The sequence below is a fragment of the Streptomyces bikiniensis genome (genome assembly GCF_000716625.1).
Taxonomy (GTDB): Bacteria; Actinomycetota; Actinomycetes; order Streptomycetales; family Streptomycetaceae; genus Streptomyces; species Streptomyces bikiniensis.
In genome coordinates this window covers 1-17,487 of the sequence record NZ_JNXJ01000058.1, presented here as the reverse complement: position 1 = coordinate 17,487, position 17,487 = coordinate 1, and the positions used below count along the sequence as shown (strand labels likewise).

The 17,487-nt window shown below is 74.7% G+C and carries 15 protein-coding genes and 1 pseudogene; 9 read left to right on the top strand and 7 right to left on the bottom strand.

Annotated features, from left to right (window positions below):
• Positions 1 to 183: 183 nt before the first annotated feature.
• The 5 genes from OO47_RS30430 to OO47_RS30415 all read left to right on the top strand — a co-directional run bounded on the left by OO47_RS30430 (position 184) and on the right by OO47_RS30415 (position 3,024).
• The gene (locus OO47_RS30430) at positions 184 to 720 is read left to right on the top strand and encodes a SigE family RNA polymerase sigma factor (protein WP_030222409.1); all 537 of its coding nucleotides are present in this window, start codon (positions 184 to 186) and stop codon (positions 718 to 720) included.
• Positions 720 to 1,415 (top strand): hypothetical protein, encoded by a 696-nt coding sequence (locus OO47_RS30425; protein WP_030222406.1) that lies wholly within the window; start codon positions 720 to 722, stop codon positions 1,413 to 1,415. The genes OO47_RS30430 and OO47_RS30425 overlap by 1 nt, the downstream gene beginning before the upstream one ends.
• A 71-nt stretch (positions 1,416 to 1,486) precedes the next feature.
• Entirely contained in the window at positions 1,487 to 1,909 is a 423-nt protein-coding gene (locus OO47_RS30420) for a YjbQ family protein (RefSeq protein WP_030222402.1), read from the top strand.
• A gap of 251 nt (positions 1,910 to 2,160) precedes the next feature.
• Complete coding sequence (locus OO47_RS37070) at positions 2,161 to 2,316, top strand: hypothetical protein (RefSeq protein ID WP_158708729.1); 156 nt, start codon at positions 2,161 to 2,163, stop codon at positions 2,314 to 2,316.
• Positions 2,317 to 2,697: 381 nt separating this feature from the next.
• Complete coding sequence (locus OO47_RS30415; protein WP_030222399.1) at positions 2,698 to 3,024, top strand: plasmid stabilization protein; 327 nt, start codon at positions 2,698 to 2,700, stop codon at positions 3,022 to 3,024.
• Positions 3,025 to 3,265: 241 nt separating this feature from the next.
• Here the strand turns inward: OO47_RS30415 and OO47_RS30410 are convergent, their stop codons facing one another.
• Positions 3,266 to 4,306 (bottom strand): alpha/beta hydrolase family protein, encoded by a 1,041-nt coding sequence (locus OO47_RS30410; protein WP_030222395.1) that lies wholly within the window; start codon positions 4,304 to 4,306, stop codon positions 3,266 to 3,268.
• 148 nt (positions 4,307 to 4,454) lie between these two features.
• Between OO47_RS30410 and OO47_RS30405 the strand changes: the two genes are divergently transcribed.
• Complete coding sequence (locus OO47_RS30405; protein WP_234323350.1) at positions 4,455 to 5,063, top strand: GNAT family N-acetyltransferase; 609 nt, start codon at positions 4,455 to 4,457, stop codon at positions 5,061 to 5,063.
• Positions 5,060 to 6,013, top strand: coding sequence for a PaaX family transcriptional regulator C-terminal domain-containing protein (locus tag OO47_RS30400; RefSeq protein ID WP_078490065.1), 954 nt, complete (start codon positions 5,060 to 5,062; stop codon positions 6,011 to 6,013). The genes OO47_RS30405 and OO47_RS30400 overlap by 4 nt, the downstream gene beginning before the upstream one ends.
• Positions 6,014 to 6,083: 70 nt before the next feature.
• Here OO47_RS30400 and OO47_RS30395 read toward each other — a convergent pair whose 3' ends face one another.
• A complete protein-coding gene (locus tag OO47_RS30395; RefSeq protein ID WP_030222381.1) occupies positions 6,084 to 8,207 on the bottom strand; it encodes a SpoIIE family protein phosphatase in 2,124 nt (707 codons plus the stop codon).
• A gap of 234 nt (positions 8,208 to 8,441) precedes the next feature.
• Here OO47_RS30395 and OO47_RS30390 point away from each other — a divergent pair, with 234 nt between their 5' ends.
• Entirely contained in the window at positions 8,442 to 10,283 is a 1,842-nt protein-coding gene (locus tag OO47_RS30390; protein WP_030222379.1) for a thiamine pyrophosphate-requiring protein, read from the top strand.
• A 387-nt stretch (positions 10,284 to 10,670) separates the two neighbouring features.
• Here the strand turns inward: OO47_RS30390 and OO47_RS30385 are convergent, their stop codons facing one another.
• The 3 genes from OO47_RS30385 to OO47_RS30375 form a co-directional block, all read right to left on the bottom strand.
• The gene (locus OO47_RS30385) at positions 10,671 to 11,732 is read right to left on the bottom strand and encodes a DNA topoisomerase IB (RefSeq protein WP_033210862.1); all 1,062 of its coding nucleotides are present in this window, start codon (positions 11,730 to 11,732) and stop codon (positions 10,671 to 10,673) included.
• Between the two features lie 124 nt (positions 11,733 to 11,856).
• Positions 11,857 to 13,035, bottom strand: a complete 1,179-nt coding sequence (locus OO47_RS30380; RefSeq protein ID WP_033210859.1) for a carboxylate-amine ligase — start codon at positions 13,033 to 13,035, stop codon at positions 11,857 to 11,859.
• 455 nt (positions 13,036 to 13,490) lie between these two features.
• Positions 13,491 to 14,330 carry an alpha/beta fold hydrolase gene (locus OO47_RS30375; protein ID WP_030222374.1) on the bottom strand — a complete coding sequence of 280 codons (840 nt, stop codon included), beginning with the start codon at positions 14,328 to 14,330 and terminating at the stop codon, positions 13,491 to 13,493.
• A 70-nt stretch (positions 14,331 to 14,400) separates the two neighbouring features.
• On the opposite strand from OO47_RS30375, the gene OO47_RS30370 reads away from it, so the two are divergent.
• Positions 14,401 to 15,351, top strand: coding sequence for a GlxA family transcriptional regulator (locus OO47_RS30370; RefSeq protein ID WP_030222371.1), 951 nt, complete (start codon positions 14,401 to 14,403; stop codon positions 15,349 to 15,351).
• A 324-nt stretch (positions 15,352 to 15,675) separates the two neighbouring features.
• Here OO47_RS30370 and OO47_RS30365 read toward each other — a convergent pair whose 3' ends face one another.
• Positions 15,676 to 16,896, bottom strand: a complete 1,221-nt coding sequence (locus OO47_RS30365; protein ID WP_030222368.1) for a metallophosphoesterase — start codon at positions 16,894 to 16,896, stop codon at positions 15,676 to 15,678.
• A 255-nt stretch (positions 16,897 to 17,151) separates the two neighbouring features.
• Positions 17,152 to 17,487 (bottom strand): annotated as a pseudogene (locus OO47_RS30360) (MBL fold metallo-hydrolase); the annotation flags it as partial.

The window sequence follows — 17,487 nt, the reverse complement described above, 5'->3', positions numbered from 1 at the left end:
CCGTGGCCGGCTCGGATCGTGCCGGACCGCGGGGCGCGGGGCGGGTGCGCCCCGACCCGCCTGGACAGCCCGTCGTGCGGCCACCTAGGGTCGGGACCCGATCGTCGGGCGGCCGCCCGTACCACCGGGACCGTCCAGGAGCACGTACGTGGTCACCCTCATCCGCGCCCACCGGGAACGCCCGTGGCCGTGACGGGTGCCGAGGGTGACGCCGCGGCCGAGTTCCGGGCCTTCTTCGAGCGCCACTACGCCGAACTCGCCCGTCTGGCGCACCTGTTGACCGGAGAGGCCGACGCGGCCGACGACCTGGCGGCCGACGCCATGCTCGCCCTGTGGCACCGCTGGGACCGGGTCCGCGCCGCCGACCACCCCGCCGCCTACGCCCGGGGCGTCGTCGCCAACCTCGTCCGCACCCGGATCCGGAGCACCGTCCGCGAACGGCGCAGGATCACCGCCTTCTGGGACCGGCGTCCCGAGCACACCGACGGCCCGGACGTGCCCGCCGTCCTCGACGTACGGACCGCGCTGCGCGCCCTGCCGTTCCGCAAGCGCGCCTGCGTCGTCCTCCGGCACGCCTTCGACCTCTCCGAGCGCGACACCGCCCTGGCGCTGGGCGTCTCGGTCGGTACGGTCAAGAGCCAGACCGCCAAGGGCATGGCGGAACTCCAGCGGCTGCTCGGCGACCGGGTCGCGACCGAACTCACCGCGGGAAGGCGCTGATGGACGAGACACGGCTCCGCCACGAGCTGCGCGAGGCGGCACTCGCCCACCGGCCCGACCGCGCCCGCATCCTGGCCCGGGTGGAACGCGGCCTCGCCGCGCCCGCCCCGGCGGCCCGGGCGCCGCGCTCCCCGGCCCGGTGGACCGGCCGCCGCCGGGCGGCGGTCGCGGCGGTGACCGCGGCGGTCGCGGGAGCGGTGGGCCTGGCGGGAGTGATGGCGACGGTCCCGACCGACCGCGGAACGCCCCCGGCCACCGGCACGGCCACCACCGCCACCGCTCTGCCCGCGCCCGGCCCGGCGGCCGGGGCGACCGGCACGATCAACCCCGGCAGCAACCTCTGGTGGGCGCAGAGCGACCTCGGCGTGACGACCGGATCGCCGGTCACGGGCCTCGTCGCGGAACTGCGGATCGCCCGTACCGCCGGCGTCGTGAGCACCGGCCACTGGCGCACCCGCCCCGCCGGGGACTTCACGGTGACGGTGACCGAGGAGCCCGGAGCCCTGGTCTACCGCTGGACGCTCAAGGCGGGCCGCACGGTACCGCCGGGCCCGCACGTCTTCGCGGCCCAGTACAACCACCCCGAAGGGGTACGGGACGCCTCGTCCGACACGTACCGCGTCACCCTGACGGCCCCCGACGGCGGCCTGACCACCCTGAGGGGCGGCTTCGGACCGCCGCCCCCGCGGAAGTGACCGGGGCGGCGGGCCCGGGGCCGCCCGCGTGGAGAGTTTGAGAGGGCCGGCGGGTCGGCCACCATGGAGCCATGAGCCACGGATTCGAGACTCGCACCCTGGACGTCACCACCGGATCGTCGGAGACGGTCCACGACCTGACCCGGGAGTGCGCCGCCTTCCTGGCGGAGGTGGCACAGGGCAGGGACGGCCTCCTCAACGTCTTCGCACCCCACGCGACCACGGGCATCGCCCTGATCGAAACGGGAGCGGGCAGCGACGACGACCTCCTGGCGGCCCTCCACCGCCTCCTCCCCGCCGACGAACGCTGGCAGCACCGCCACGGCAGCCGGGGCCACGGCCGCGACCACGTCCTCCCGGCCATCGTCCCGCCCCACGCGACCCTCCCCGTACTCGGCGGCGAACTGGCCCTCGGGACGTGGCAGTCGGTGTGCCTGGTGGACACGAATGTGGACAATCCCAACCGTCAGGTGCGGTTGAGCTTCCTCGGATAGGGCGCCGACCGGGTGCGGACTGCAGACGGCAAGACCGGTCGTGCCGACTGACCGCGAAGTGAGGCTTTGTCAAGGCTGCCGGCCGGTTCTTGGTCTGCTGGTGACACGGCACCTGCATCCACGCTGAACACGGTTCTTCGGCGACTCCGCCGTGCACGTCGCCGACCGCAAGCCCGACACCCCGGCCCGCCCCGGCGAGGCCGAGGTCGGCGGCAAGCCGATCCGCATTCCGTGGGGCAAGCGGTGGTGGTGTGCCGGTTGGGGAGCCGGCGCTTGCCACGCGGCATCGGGAGTCGGGCGGCGCCTTCGACGACGACCCGGGGCTTCCCGCCGCCGCGCCCAAGCGGATCGTGGACGACGTCCTCGACGCGGGCCTCCTGCTCGGGAAGAAGGCGTACGGCAGGTGATCCGGCTCGACGCGACGGAAGGACCCCGGTTCTTCCACCGTGACCCCGCGTACCGGAGAGGGCGACTCCTGGCGGGTCCGTCCGGGGATTCGGCGGACGGAGGACCCCTCGGCGGCGACAACCGGCGTCCCGGTGGGCGGCTGCTTCGGTGTCGCCGGGGCTCCTCGCGTGCGTCCGCCTCCACGGGCGTCGTGCGCCCCTGCCCCCGCCCCTTCGCGTCCGTGACGAGGGGCCCGTCGCTCCCCGTTCGGTCGCCGCCCGTTCGCGCGCCACGGGGACTTCGCGTGGGATGGGAGCGGTGCCGAGTGAGGCACCGGCCGCCGGGTAACCGGACGGGCACGTGCGGCCGGACGGGCCGCGACCCACGGAGAGGGAAACGCCATGCCGGCAGGATCGAACGCGAAGCGCGAGCGCCAGTACGAGCACATCAAGGAGGGCGCCGAGAAGCGCGGTGCCTCCGAGAAGCGGGCGAAGGAGATCGCCGCGCGCACCGTGAACAAGGAACGGGCCCGCTCCGGCGAGTCCGCGACCGCGAGCAAGACCTCCACGCGGGACAGGAAGTCCGCCTCGCAGCGCGGCGGCGAGCGTTCGCACAGCGGCTCGCAGGGGCCGACGAAGGACCAGCTCTACGCGGAGGCGAAGAAGCGCGGGGTCGAGGGCCGTTCGTCCATGAACAAGCAGGAGCTCAAGAAGGCCCTGGGCCGCTGAACCCCGGCGGCCCGGTACGGACGACCGGGTCCGCGGTCGGTCGCGGAGCCGCGGCGGGGAAAGCCCGCCGCGGTTCCCGGGCCGGTCCGGTCCGCTCGCCCGTCACCGTCGCCTCCCGGTGTCCGCACGGACGTGTCCCGGCAGGAACACGGCCGTCACCCCGTGATCCGCAAGGACGCGGAACGGTCCGGTCCCGCGCCCCGGCCGGACCCGTGGGAAGGGCCCTCACGGAGGACGGCGATCACCCGGCCTGCCGGACGAACCGCTCCTGGGCCGCCAGGAACCCGTCGGTGTACAGCCGGCGGGGTGCAAGGACGGCGGTCATCGTCAGGCGCACGTCCGAGCTCTCCACGTCGTGGTCGACCAGGGAGTGCGTGGCGTCGGGATAGCGCGCCACCGTCAGGGAGGCCGCCGGCAGGATCGCGCGGTAGACGGCCTCGGTCTCGGCGACGTCCACGTTGACGTCGTGGCCGGCCAGTACCAGGAGCAGCGGCGTGCCGCGCGCGGCACGCAGGTCGGCGGTCGCGTCCGACCGGTGGTTCCTGGCGACGAAGGCCCACCGCGCCGCCGTCATGCCCTCCGCGTCACCGACCGCGGCCCGGTACTCGGCGAAGGACGCCCCCCTCCGCAGCAGGGCCAGGGTGACCTCGCGCCTCCGCAGCGCCGCCTCCTTCTCCCGGTCGCCCGCGCCGTCCCGCTCCAGTTCGGCGAGGAGGTTGTAACGGCCCTGCCGCAGCCAGTTGACGGCCGGGGAGACGGCGATGACGAACTGCAGCCGCCGGTCCCGCGCGGCGACCTTGGGCAGGACCCAGCCGGCCTGGCTCGCTCCCCACAGGCCGATGCGGCGGCCGTCGACGTCCGGCCTGCCACGGGCCCATCCCACGGCGGCCAGCGTCTCCTCGGCGCGGTCCTCCATGCTCTGTTCCAGCCAGTCGCCCTCCGAGTCCCCGACGCCCGGTTTGTCGAACGACAGCGACGCGTACCCGGCGCGCGCGAAGGACTCCCACAACGGGCGGTAGAACGTCTCGTGCGTCGCGTCGACCGGCCCGTCGCCGTGGACGAACACCACCAGACCGAACGGTCCGGGACCCCGGTCGGGCCGGGCCAGCACCCCTTGGAGCAGCTTTCCGCCGTGCCGCAGCGACACCCTCTCCTCGCGCAGCGCGTAGGTGTTCTGCCGCACCACCCAGGCGAGTCCCGCGCCCACCACCAGGGCGCCCACCACCGCCCACACCGCCCAGCGCCGTCCCCGTCGCCTCGGCGTCCGGAATCCCGAGAACACGTTCCGCCTCCCTGATTGATCGTTCGAGAAACGTTCGTTGCTAGGATGAACGTATCGAAGTTGATAGTGCAATAGTGATCCCGACGGCGGAGGGAACGGCGTGGAGACGACGGAGGGCGGGAGGCCACGGGTGGAAGGCGGCGGGACGGTGGTGCGCCGAGGCGTTCCCGACGGCGGCGAGGAGCAGGTGGCGGCCCTTTACTGGGAGGCGTTCGGCCGCAAGCTGGCCCCCGCGCTCGGCCCGCCCGAGAAGGGACGCGCGTTCATCGCCGCCCACCTCGACCACGGCCGCGGAATCGTCGCGCTCGTCGACGGCCGGGTGGTCGGAGTGGCCGGTTACCGGCTCGGCGGCCGGGCGCTGACCGGCGGCGGCGCGAGGGACGTCCTGTCCGCCTACGGCGTGCTCCGCGGCCTGCCCCGGCTGGCGGTCCTCGCCCTGTTCGAACGCGCCCCCGCCACCGGCGAACTCGTCATGGACGGGATCGCCGTCGACGCGGCGTACCGCGGCCGGGGCATCGGCGGGCTCCTCCTCGCGGAGACCGCGGCCCTCGCCGCCGACCACGGCTGCCGCCGCGTCCGCCTGGACGTCATCGACACCAACCCCCGCGCCCGGGCACTGTACGAACGGCACGGCTTCACCCACCACCGCACCGAGCGGACCCCCTACCTGCGGGACCTGATGGGTTTCGGCGCGGTCACCACCATGCACCGGCGGATCACCCCGGCGGACACGACCGGCGAGCGGAAGGCCCGATGACCGACACCACACGCCCCGACGGCCGGGCCGGCACTCACCCCGACGGCCGGGCCGACATCCACCCCGACGGCCGGGCCGAACGGCCGGAGATCCCCACCCGGTTGGTCGTCCACGCCCTCGTACGCGAGGACGGGACCGTCGACGCCCACCAGCTCTACGCCGTCGCCGGCCTGCTCGGCATGAGCGACCAGCAGATCAGGCTCTGCGTCAAACGCCTCGTGAACGAAGGCCGGTTCACCCAGGAGGGCCGCGGCCGCAAGGCCACGCTCCGCGCCGTGGCCGACGTCACCGGAGCCCTCGCGCCCGACGCCGCCCACGTCCGCCACGCCTACCGGCAGGACGCCGGGCACAGCCCCTGGGACGGCGTCTGGCACCTGTTCGCCTTCGCCGTCCCCGAGTCGCGCCGCACCGCCCGCGACACACTGCGCGAACACCTGCTCCACCTGGGCGCCGCACCGGTCCAGAACGGCCTGTACGTCACCGCCAACCCCGTCACCGCACTCGTCGAGGCCCACGCCGGGCACCTCGGCGTCATCGACGCCCTCACCCGTCTCACCACGACGGACCTGAGGATCGGGGACGTCACCGAACCGCGCGCACTGGCCGCCGCGCTGTGGCCGCTCGCCGAGATCGCCCAGCGGTACGAACGTCTCGCGGCCTTCGCCGAAACCTGCCTGACCGGGCTCACCGGGGGACCGGAGCCCTCCGACGCCGAGCGGCTCACCCTGGCCGTCGAACTCGCCGCCCACTTCACCGCGGCGATGGAGCCCGACCCGCTCCTGCCGCCGGAACTCCTGCCCCGGCCCTGGCCCGGGACGCGCGCCCGCGGCCTGGCGGCCGACTGCTGGAACCGCCTGTCCGGAACCCGGCCGGGCGGAACCGGCACTCCTCTCCTGTTCGCCCTCTACTCCGACGCGATGCCCCCGCCGGAGGACGGGGCCTCCCCGTGATCCCGGGCCGCGACGACCGGACCGGCACCCGGGACGGAGCGGTGCGCGCCCGGAGCGGGCCTCCCCGCGCTCACCGGCTGCGCAGCAGGAGCAGGGCGGTGTCGTCCGTGCGGGCGTGCCGGAGGCCGGAGTGGTGGAGGAGGCTGTCGGCCAGTTCGTCGAGCGGCCGGCCGGCGTTTCGGGCGAGGTGGTCGGTGAGGGCGGCGATGGAGTCGGTGAGGTCGGTGCCGGGGGTTTCCACGAGGCCGTCGGTGTAGAGGGCGAGGAGGGCCTCCGGCGGCAGGGGGACGGTGGTGGCGGGGTAGTCGGCCCCGGTGCACGGCTGGATGCCCAGCAGGGGGCCGGGTTCCGCCTGGAGCGCGACGGTGTGCGGCGCGGGGCCGGGACTGTGGAGGAGCGGGGGCGGGTGCCCCGCGCTGGCCAGGTGGAGGCGCCGTCCGGCCAGGTCGATGTGGAGGTACAGACAGGAGACGAACAGATCGGTCTCCAGGTCCGTCAGGACGCGGTTGGTGCGGGCCAGGACGTCGCCGGGCGCCGCCCCGGCGGTGGCGTGGACGGCGGTGCGGACCTGGCCCATGAGGGCCGCGGCCTTGATGTTGTGGCCCTGTACGTCTCCGATGACGGCGGCGGCCGCGGTGTCGCCGAGGCGGATCAGGTCGTAGAAGTCGCCGCCGACGTCGACGCCGCGGGCGGCCGGCAGATAGCGGGCGGCGACGTCGAGGCGGGGGACGGGGGGAAGGGCGACCGGCAGGAGGGCCTGTTGCAGACCGTGGGCGAGATCGTGCTTGGCGTCGTACAGCAGGGCCCGGTCCATGGCCTGGGCGATGAGCCCGGCCAGTGACACCAGGACGGCGCGGTCGCCCGCGCCGAAGCGGTGGGGGCGGTCGTAGGACAGGATGCAGCAGCCGACGCGGCGGTCGGAGACGAGCAGGGGCAGGAACGCCCAGGCCTGTTTGCCGCTGAGCGCGGGTGCCCGGGGGTGGGCGCGGGTCATCTCGGCGGGGTCGGCGTAGAAGGCCGGGACGCCGCTGCGCAGGACGTGGCCGACGGGGGTGACGTCGGTGTCCAGGGGGAGGCCGTCCAGACGGGCGACGGTACGCGGGTCGTAGCCGCGGTGCCCGATGATCCTCAGACGGCTGGCGTCGGCGGCGGAGACGACCATGCCCTGTGCTCCGAAGGCGGGCAGGATCTGATCGGCCACCGTGTCGACGACGTCGGCCACGGTGACGGTCTGGCTCAGGGCGGCCGCCAGGTGGATCAACTGGTGGATCCGTCCCGTGCCGGCCGTCCCCGGCGGGGCGTCCGGCGCCGCGGTGACGCGGGGCGTCGGGGCGTCGGCCGTCCGCTCGCGGGGGCTGGGGGAGAGGAAGGCGCTGGTGCCGCTGTCGCCCGGGTAGAGCCGGATGTCGAACCAGCGGCCGGACGGGCCCGGGGCGGTGTAGGCGACGGGTTCGCGGCCGAAGACGGCGGCGCGGTAGTGGTCCTCGTGGACCGGGGCGTCGAGCCAGGGCACGGACTGCCACGGCAGAGTGCCGAGGAGGCCGTCGGCGCTGCGGCCGAGCAGCCGGGCGGCGGCGTCGTTGAGGTAGGTGATGCGGCCCTGCAGGTCGAAGCCGAGGGCGCCGACGGGCAGCCGCTGCAACATGTCGTCGGCGGCGAGCCCGGTCTGCGCCGGGTCCGGGCCGGGCCGGAGCAGGGGCACGGCACGCGGCTCCTCCGGGACGCTCCAGGCGGCGGGCGCCCTGTCCAGCGCCCGGGTGATCCGGTTGGCGCTGGACAGGACGTGTCCGCGTTCACGGCGGGTCAGCGAGGGCGGGTGGTTGTGGGACCACACGAGGGCCAGGGCTCCCCACCGGCGGGACCCCCGCAAGGGGGCGAAGGCCAGCGCGAACTGGTACGGCAGCCCGGCCGCCGCGTTCGGATACAGACGGGCCAAGTCCTCCTGCCGCCCCACCCACACGAGGCGGTCCTCCCGCACCGCCTCGGACAGCGGGCCCGCGGCCGACACCGAGACCCTCCACCACGGCTCCACCGTCTTCGCGGGCAGGCCGCACACCGTCATCAGACCCAGTACGGGATCGTCCGGGGACAACAGGTACACGCCCGCCGCCACCGCTCCCGTGCGCCGCACCGTACCGCTGAGCACCTGTTCCAAAGGCGTCCAGTCCTCGGACGCGGCCCCTTCGACAGCCACATCTAAGACATTAAGCCGCAGGAGGGGAAAAGGCCCGGCCGGAAAGCGGCGCCCCGCCGGTCGCTTCGAGTAATCCGCCCGCATCAGGGCAGGCGCTGGACGGTACCCGTACAGAACGCCGGAAAGGTGCCGTACGTGAACACGCGCAGCAATCCGGACCCGGCCCCGCGTACCGCTCGCCCGTAGTCGATCCGAGCGCGCCGGTGGAGGCCGCTCAGAACAGGAACGGAACCCATGACCAGCACGAAGGTGTCCGACCACATCCTCCAGCGCTTGCGGGAGTGGGGTGTGGAGCACGTCTTCGCGTACGCCGGCGACGGGATCAACGGCCTGCTCGCCGCGTGGGGGCGCGCGGACAACAGGCCGAAGTTCGTCCAGGCCCGGCACGAGGAGATGGCCGCCTTCCAGGCGGTCGGGTACGCGAAGTTCTCCGGAAAGGTCGGCGTGTGCGCGGCGACCTCCGGGCCGGGGGCGATCCACCTGCTCAACGGCCTGTACGACGCCAAGCTGGACCACGTCCCGGTCGTGGCGCTGGTGGGCCAGACCGACCGCAGCGCGATGGGCGGCTCGTACCAGCAGGAGGTGGACCTGCAGAACCTGTACAAGGACGTCGCCTCCGACTTCTGCGCGACCGCGACGGTCCCCGAACAGCTCCCGAACCTGATCGACCGGGCGGTGCGCACGGCCTGCGCCAGGCGCACCGTGACCGCCGTCATCCTCCCGGCCGACGTGCAGGAGCTGGACTACAGCCCGCCGACGCACGCCTTCAAGATGGTGCCCTCCAGCCTGGGCATGAGCGACTACGCCCCCGTGCCCGCGGAGGCGGACCTCGCGCGGGCGGCGGAGGTCCTGAACTCCGGCGAGAGGGTCGCCGTCCTCATCGGCCAGGGCGCGCGCGGGGCGCGCGGCGAGGTGGAGCGGCTGGCGGACGTCCTGGGGGCGGGGGTGGCCAAGGCGCTGCTCGGCAAGGACGTGCTGCCCGACGACCTGCCCTATGTGACCGGCTCCGTCGGACTGCTCGGCACCCGGCCGTCGTACGAGCTGATGCGGGAGTGCGACACCCTGCTCGTGATCGGCTCCAGCTTCCCGTACTCGCAGTTCCTGCCGGAACTCGACCAGGCGCGGGCGGTGCAGATCGACCTCGACCCGCACATGATCGGACTGCGCTACCCGTTCGAGGTGAACCTCGTCGGCGACGCCCGCGAGACCCTCCAGCGGCTGCTGCCGCGCCTTCACCGCAAGACCGACCGGACCTGGCGGGAAAAGGTCGAGAAGAACGTCGCCCGCTGGTGGGAGGTCATGCAGCGCCGTGCCGCCGTGGACGCCGACCCGGTCAACCCCGAGTACGTGGTCCACGCCCTGGACGGCAGGCTGCCCGACGACGCGATCCTGACCGCCGATTCCGGCTCCGCCGCCAACTGGTACGCCCGGCACCTGCGGCTGCGCGGCACCATGCGCGGTTCGCTGTCCGGCACACTGGCGACGATGGGGCCGGGCGTGCCGTACGCGATCGGCGCGAAGTTCGCCCATCCCGACCGGCCGGCGATCGCCCTCGTCGGCGACGGCGCGATGCAGATGAACGGCATGATGGAGATGGTCACGGCGGCGAAGTACCACCACGAGTGGTCCGACCCGCGCCTGATCGTGGCCGTCCTCAACAACGGCGACCTCAACCAGGTCACCTGGGAGATGCGCGCCCTGACCGGCGCCCCGCAGTTCGAGGAGTCCCAGCACCTCCCCGACCTGCCCTACGCCGACATCGCCCGGAGCATCGGACTCGACGGCGTACGGGTCGAGAAGCCCAAGCACGTCGAGGCGGCCTGGGACCGGGCGCTCGCGGCCGACCGGCCCTTCGTCATCGACTTCCGCACCGACCCGGCCGTGCCGCCGATCCCCCCGCACGCGACCCTGGACCAGATCGAGGCGGCCGCCACCGCCGTCCTGCACGGCGACAGCGACACCGGTTCCGTGCTCAAGCAAGGCCTCAAGGCCAAGGTCCAGGAGTTCCTTCCCGGCACCCGCCACCGCCACGACCGCCCGGGCGCCGGACGCGACGACAGCGCCCCGGGGAAGTAGCGGCGGAGAAGACGGCATTTCCCGGTCGCGTCCCCCGGCCGCGTTCCCCGGCCGCGGGTGGTCCTTCCGCCCCGCCCGGTGGCGGTCGGCCGCGACCGGGTACGCGTGAGCCGCCCGCCCCTTCCTTCCGGCCGAAAGAGGCCACTGGTCAGCGACCGGATCGCGGACGTCCGGGGCACGCCTCCTGCGAACCGTGCACCCCCGAACACGCGGCCGGCATCTGCCGCGCCCTCGCCGCGACGAGCGAGACCGGCACCCGAAGACAGCTCACATGGCTGAACACCCGCATCGGGCAAGCGGCTCCGCAAGCCCTGATCGCCTCCGGGGCGACCACGTGAACGGGCCCCGTGGACGAACAGGACCCGAAGCACCGGGCGACGCCCCGCATCAGACGGCGGCGGACGGAGGCTGTCCGGCGCCACCGGAACGTCCCCCTCGGCGCAGGAGCCGCAACACGGCCGCCTCCACCTCTCCGTGGGTCGCCGGGCAGCCGCGATCGACGCCGCTTCCCAGCCGGCCCAGGGCCGGCCCGATCGTGACTCCGTCCTCGAAGAGCTCGAAGAGCCGCGGGTTGATGTACGAAGCCCTGCACACCGCCGGCGTGTTCCCCAGGTAGCCGCTCACCTCGCGCACCGCGCGGGACACGGCCCGCGCCCGCCGGGTCGGGCCGGCCTCGGCGACCTCGGCGGAGACGGCCAGGGCCACCGCCGCCAGGACGGTCGCGTGCCAGGTCCGGAAGTCCTTCGCGGTGATGTCCGTGCCGGCCCGGTCGCGCAGGTAGTCGTTCACGTCGCCCGCCCGCACCTCGTGCCAGCTGCGCCCCTGCCAGTACACGAACAGCTGGCCCCCGGCGCCGCGCCGCCTCAGCAGCGCCCTGACGACGCCGTAGGCCGCCGGATCCGCGAGTGCCCGGAGCTGGCTCTGCCCCGACTTGCCCGGGTAGCTGAAACGGACCTCGCCCCTGCCGCACGCGACGTGCTCGCGCAGCAGGGTCGTCAGACCGTAGGACTGGTGATCCCTGCGGTACGCCACGCCCCCGACCCGGAAGAAGCCCAGGTCGAGCAGGCGCGCGGTGCAGGCAAGCACCCGGTCCCGGCTCAGTCCGCGCCCGCCGAGGTCCGCCGCGACGCCCTGCCGCAGCCGCGGCAACTTCGTCGCGACGTCGAGGACGTGCTCGTGCTTGCTCTCCTCCTGCTGCGCCCTGAACCGCTCGTGGTAGAGGTACTGGCGCCGCCCGGCCGCATCGGTGCCCATCGCCTGGATGTGGCCGTTCGGCCAGGGGCAGATCCAGACGTCGGTCCAGGCCGGCGGGATCACCAGCGACCGCAACCGCGCCACCTCCGCCGCGTCCCTGACGGGCCGGCCCTCCCGGTCCAGGTACCGGAAGCCGCGCCCGTGACGCACCCGCGCGCAGCCGGGCCGGTCCGGACGGCTCGTACGCAGCCGCATGCTCCTCCTCACCCGGTCCTCGGACCGCTCGTCAGGGCGTGCCGGTCCGCCGCGCCGCCGCACGGGGTCCGCCTCCCCGGTCCCCTTGACGCGAGGGGTACGGGACCGCCGCCCGGCGCGGGGTTCACGCCGCGTTCGCCGCCGTACGACCCGTCCGCGGGTCCTGGCGTACGGCGGTACGTCCGCGGGCACGGCCGTCCGGCACCGCCCGGTGCTCTCCCCGGGTCTCGGCCAGGACGCGGTCCACTCCCGCGAGGAGGTCCTCCTCCGCGACCCGCTCGCGCAAGCGGTGCGCGGCGCTGCCGTGCGCCAGGGTCTCCTCCGCGAGGGACCGCACGGTGTCCCAGTCCCCGTACTCCTCCAGCGTCGGGCGCAACCGCCGGAGCAGGCCGCGCACGACCGCGGGAGCCGGGGCGGCGAGGCGGGTGGAGGGGTCGACCAGGTCGCCCTCCAGGCCCGACCGGGCCGCGCGCCAGGTCGCGGCCCGCAGCCATGCGTGCCGGCCGTCGCACCCGGCGTCGCCGGTGCGGCCGACGCGTTCGCACGCCTCCACCACGAGGGCGCGGAAGAGGGCGGCGATCAGCACCACCGTCTCGACGCGCGGGGAGGCGTCGCAGACGCGCAGCTCCAGCGTCCGCAGGTGCGCCGAGGGACGGACGTCGTAGTAGATCATGCCGGGGTCGCCGATGACCCCCGAGCCGACGAGTTCCTCCACCGCCCGGTCGTACTCCGCCGCGCCGGAGAAGCACCCGGGCGGGCCGGAGGTGGGCCAGCGCTGCCAGACCATGGTGCGCCAGCTGGCGTAGCCGGTGTCGTCGCCGAGCCAGTAGGGCGAACTCGCCGAGAGCGCAAGGAGGGTCGGCAGCCAGGGCGCGACGACGCACATCGCGCGTACGGCGGTGTCCCGGTCGGGCACGTCCGCGTGGACGTGCGTGCCGCAGATCAACTGCTCGTCCGCGAGCCGCCGGTACTCGTCGGTCATGCGCAGGTAGCGGGGGTCGGACGCCGGGGGGATCGTGCCGAGCCGGGCCAGCGGCGCGGTGCCCGCCGCGGCGATCGCCAGGCCCTGGGAGGAGGCGGCCCGGTCGAGCGTCCGGCGGGACGCGGACAGGTCCGCGAAGAGGGCGTCGAGCGAAGCGTGCACCCCGCTGTTGGACTCCACGACGGACCGCGACAGCTCCTCGGTGAAGGCCTCACCGTGCCGGGTCAGCCGACGGAGCACGGAGTCGGCCCGCGGCACCAGTTCGCCGCTTTCGGCGTCGATCACGTGGAACTCTTCCTCGACACCGATCCGAACGGTCACGGCGACTCCTTGAGGTCGAACGGTCGTACTTCGCGGCGGGCCCTCGCCGTACGGCGGCGGCCCGGTGTGATCGTGCGGCTGCCCAGCCCGGCGCGAACCATGCGCTCCCGCCGGCGGTCCGCAACAGGACCGGCACCCGCCCGCACCACTTCCGGTCCGCGTCCTCGACCACGGTCGCGGTGCCGCGGACGGCCGGTCCGGCGCGTTCGCCGCCCTCCCCGGCGGCGTGCGGCACCCGGGGCACTGATGCGCGCGGACGGCTCCGGCACCCGCCCCGTGCTTCCGGCACCGACGCTTCGGCGCCTCCGGGCCGCGGCGTCGCCGGGCCGGCCCGCTCCCTCTTCCGGACCGCGCCCCGGGCTCCGTCCCGAGGGCACCGGAGCGCCGATCGGCGCACGAGCCCGACAGGACGCTTCGCGGAGGGGGCGGGCAGCGGCCGGGACGAGGAGGTGGCCTCATGCCGTGAGGAAGTCGGCGAGTGCGCGCGCGACCAGGTCGGGTGCGTTCTCCATGGGGACGTGCCCCGCGTCCGGGACGCGCAGGAGCGTGGTGTGCGGGATCTCCAAGGCGAACCGCTCGGCGTACTCGACCTTCTGGAAGGCGTCGTCCTCGCCCCAGACCAGCAGCTTGGGTGTCCCGTTCCGCCGCAGGGCGGGGAGGAGGTCCCGGGTGTGGCGGTGGTCGGCCGCGGCCACCAGGGCCATCCAGGAACGACGGACCCGCGCGTCGGTCCACGGGTCCAGGTAGTCCGCGATCCGCTGCTCGGTGGCGGCACCGGCCAGTGCTTCGGTCACGGCCTGCCGGCGGGCGGCGAGGATCTCGTCGGCGGTGGTCGCGGCGACGACCGCCGGGTCCCGGAACCGGGCCACGCCGGGTACCGGCCAGGAGTCGTAGGTGACCGAGTCGACCAGGGCCAGCCGGGAGACCTCCAGCCGGTCGTGGACGAGGAGGTGCTGGGCGACGGCGCCGCCGATGTCGTGTCCCGCCACGGCGACCGGCCCGGAGAGCCCGAGTGCGGAGGCGAAGCGCGCCACCCAGTCCGCGAGGGCCGGGACCGCCCCCGTTTCCGGGGTGAGTTCGCCTCCCGAGCGCCCGAGTCCGGGGAGGTCCACCGCTATGGGGCGCAGCCCCGCCGCGCCCAGGCGGTCCAGCACCGGAAGCCAGACCCGGCTCCAGTAGGTGCCGTGCAGCAGGAGTACGGCCGGGCCGTCCCGCTCGACGGTCAGGTAGCTCGCCGGCTCGCCGTCGACCCGGACCCCGGTCTGCAGCACCGTCGATTCGATGATCTCGTTCATGGGCCCACTGTGACCGGGGCCGTTCTCGCGGACGAGAGTCCGGAAAGACTCCTCCGGGTACATTCTCGCCATGTCGCTTCACCGTGTGGTGGCCCTGGTCACCCCGCCGCAGTCGCCCTTCGAACTGGCCTGTGCCTCCGAGGTCTTCGGCATCGCCCCGCCGGACGCGCCGCCCCGCTACGACTTCCGGGTCTGTGCCGAGCACCCCGGGCCCCTGCCGACCGGCGCCGGCTACACGATGCTCGTCGAGGCGGGTCTTTCCGCCCTGCGGGAGGCGGACACCGTGGTCGTCCCCGGCCGGCAGCCTCCCGACGCGCCGGTGTCGCCGGAGGTCGTCGAGGCGCTGCGGGACGCCCACCGGCGCGGGGCGAGGATCGTCGCGATCTGCACGGGGGCGTTCGTCCTCGCCCGGGCCGGACTGCTCGACGGCCGCCGCGCCACCACCCACTGGCGCAGCGCCGCCCGCTTCGCCACCGCCTTCCCCGAGGTGCGCGTGGACCCGGACGTGCTCTTCGTGGACCACGGCGACGTGGCGACCAGCGCCGGGACCGGCGCGGGCATCGACCTGTGCCTGCACCTGGTGCGCTCCGACCACGGGGCGGCGTACGCCTCCGGGATCGCCCGGCGCATGGTCCTGCCGCCGCACCGGGAGGGCAGCCAGCTCCAGTACGCCGCGCAGCCCGTACCGGCCAGGACGGACGAGTCGCTGGGGCCCCTGCTCGAGTGGGCCGCCGCCCGCCTCGACGCCCGCCTGACCCTCGACCGCCTCGCCGCACACGCCGGCCTGTCCGGCCGGACCCTCTCCCGGCGGTTCGCCGAACAGCTCGGCACCAGCCCGGGGCAGTGGCTGCTCGGCCGGCGCCTCGACGCGGCACGGATCCTGCTGGAGCGGACGGACCTTCCGGTGGAAGCCGTCGCCACCCGGGTCGGCCTTGCCTCGGCGGTCAACCTGCGCCGCCGCTTCCGGGCGCGCTTCGGCACCACCCCCGGCGCCTACCGGCGGACCTTCGGCGGGACCTGACGGCACGTGCGGTCACGTACGCCCGCACGCCCGCACGCCTGTACGCCCGCACGCCTGCGCGAGCGGGTCGTCGATCGAAGACCAGCGGCCGGTCGGCGCCCGTCAGCACTGTACGGCCCGGACCTCGGCGCCGTCTTCCGGAACGGGACTTCCCGGACCGCGCGACCGGCCACGGCCGTGCCGCACCCGGCGCGCACCTACGATCCTGCTCGGCTGCCTGAGCCGGCCGGACCTGTGGACGGGGCCGTACGGGGTGATCCGGGCGCGGCGGGAGTGCCGGCTCGGCGCCCTCGACACCTCGCACGTACGGGGGAGGAGCCCGCTTCAGGAGGCGGCGGGCCCCTGCGGTGAGCGGAGGACGAGCAGGGTGATCTCGCTGGGGGCGAAGACGCGGAAGGGCGGTCCCCAGAAGCCGGTGCCGCGGCTGGTGTAGAGGAGGGTGCGGGTGCCGTGGCGGCTGAGGCCGGCGAGGGCCGGCTGGTCGAGGCCGACCAGATGGTGGAAGGGCCAGATCTGCCCGCCGTGGGTGTGCCCGGAGAGCTGGAGGTCGATGCCGTGGGCCGCCGCGCGGTCGACGAACTTCGGCTGGTGGGCGAGGAGGAGGACCGGGAGGCCGGGGTCGGCGCCGTCGAGGGCTCCGGCGAGGTGGGCGCGGTGGCCCGCGAGCCCGGAGGACTCGGCGGTGACGTCGTCGACGCCGGCGACCACGAGGGTGTCCCCGCCGCGTTCGAGCAGCAGGTGGCGGTTGCGCAGCGGCTCCCAGCCCAGTTCGTCCATCAGGTCGACCCAGCCCTGGGCCTCGCTGTAGTACTCGTGGTTGCCGGTGACGTAGACCCGGGCCCGGGTCGCCCGCACGGTGCCCAGCGGGGCGGCCTGGGCGCGGCGGCGCTCGGCGGTGCCGTCCGCGATGTCGCCGGTGTGGCAGACCAGGTCGGCCTCCAGGCCGTTCACCGTCTCGCAGACCCGCGCCGACCAGCGGGCGCGGTCGAGCGGACCGTAGTGGGTGTCGGTGATCAGGGCGACCCGGGTGCCGTCCAGGCCGGCTCCCAGACGCGGGAGCTCCACGTCGAGCCGGCGCACGCGGGGCACGCGCCGTGCCTCGGCGTACCCCCAGGCGAGCAGGACGGCGGTCGTGCCGAGGACGGCCCAGGTGACGATGCGCGCCCGGTCCTGGCCGTCGCCGACGCCGGCCACGGCCAGGGCGGGCCGCAGGAGGGCGCCGAGCAGGACGGACCAGGTGAACAGGACCCAGCTGCCGCCCAGCAGCGTGTCGCCGACGATCGCCGCCCGGTCCCGCTGGCGTCGGCCGTGGCCGCGCGTCATCGCGAGCGGCATGCCGACCAGGCCGAGGGCGAACAGCGCGGTGCCGACCGGCGTGACGGGGGACGGCCAGCGCTGACCGGTGTGCAGGAGGACCCAGCACGGCACGGCCCACAACAGGACGGGGGCGAGCAGGGGGACGTAGCGCATCAGGCGCTGCAACCGGCTCCGTGGCGCCCCCCGCGCCTCGCCGTCGGCGGATCGGTCGTCGCTGGTCTCGGTCACGCTTCCCCTCCTGAGGTTCCGTCCGGCGGCTCGTGCCCGTGGCGGAGCCGGGCGGCGGCCACGGCACGCTCGCCGCACCCTCCGCCCGTGTCCGTCCCCGCCCGCGCCTGCGGGTGCGGGCATGGGCGTGGGCGCGACACGATCCGCCGCGCATGACCCGATTCTGCTCCGGCCCCGCTCTCCATGGTCCCCCGGGGGAGCTCGTCCGGGTCCGGCCGGGCCGCCACCGGGGCAGGGGCCGTGGCCGGGCGCGCGTCACGTTGCGCGGAACCGTCCCTCCTCGACCTCCGTGACCAGTCCTGTGCGGATCAGCCGGTCCAGGTGCTGTGTGGCGGTCCGGCGTTCGACCGGTTCCACGTGGGGGCCATCGATATGGGGGCGGTAGACGAGGCGGTGTGCGGCGATCTCTTCGACGGTGCGCGGTTCGTCGAGGAGTGCCAGGAGTGCGGCGTCCCGCTTCTTCACCACGGCGGCGAAGGCGTCGAGCCGTGCGGAGAACGCGGCCGCGCCCTCGATCACGCCCTTCTGGTGGCCCGTGCCGTACCAGCGGGCGCCGATCTCCCGGCAGCGGCGCATGGACGCCTCGAAGTC

What these genes read in the sequence shown, in the direction of transcription:
- OO47_RS30425 (WP_030222406.1), top strand. Translation starts at nt 720, where the DNA reads ATGGACGAGACACGGCTCCGCCACGAGCTGCGCGAGGCGGCACTCGCC.
- OO47_RS30420 (WP_030222402.1), top strand. Translation starts at nt 1,487, where the DNA reads ATGAGCCACGGATTCGAGACTCGCACCCTGGACGTCACCACCGGATCG.
- OO47_RS30390 (WP_030222379.1), top strand. Translation starts at nt 8,442, where the DNA reads ATGACCAGCACGAAGGTGTCCGACCACATCCTCCAGCGCTTGCGGGAG.
- OO47_RS30375 (WP_030222374.1), bottom strand. Translation starts at nt 14,330, where the DNA reads ATGAACGAGATCATCGAATCGACGGTGCTGCAGACCGGGGTCCGGGTC.
- OO47_RS30415 (WP_030222399.1), top strand. Translation starts at nt 2,698, where the DNA reads ATGCCGGCAGGATCGAACGCGAAGCGCGAGCGCCAGTACGAGCACATC.
- OO47_RS30385 (WP_033210862.1), bottom strand. Translation starts at nt 11,732, where the DNA reads ATGCGGCTGCGTACGAGCCGTCCGGACCGGCCCGGCTGCGCGCGGGTG.
- OO47_RS30370 (WP_030222371.1), top strand. Translation starts at nt 14,401, where the DNA reads ATGTCGCTTCACCGTGTGGTGGCCCTGGTCACCCCGCCGCAGTCGCCC.
- OO47_RS30400 (WP_078490065.1), top strand. Translation starts at nt 5,060, where the DNA reads ATGACCGACACCACACGCCCCGACGGCCGGGCCGGCACTCACCCCGAC.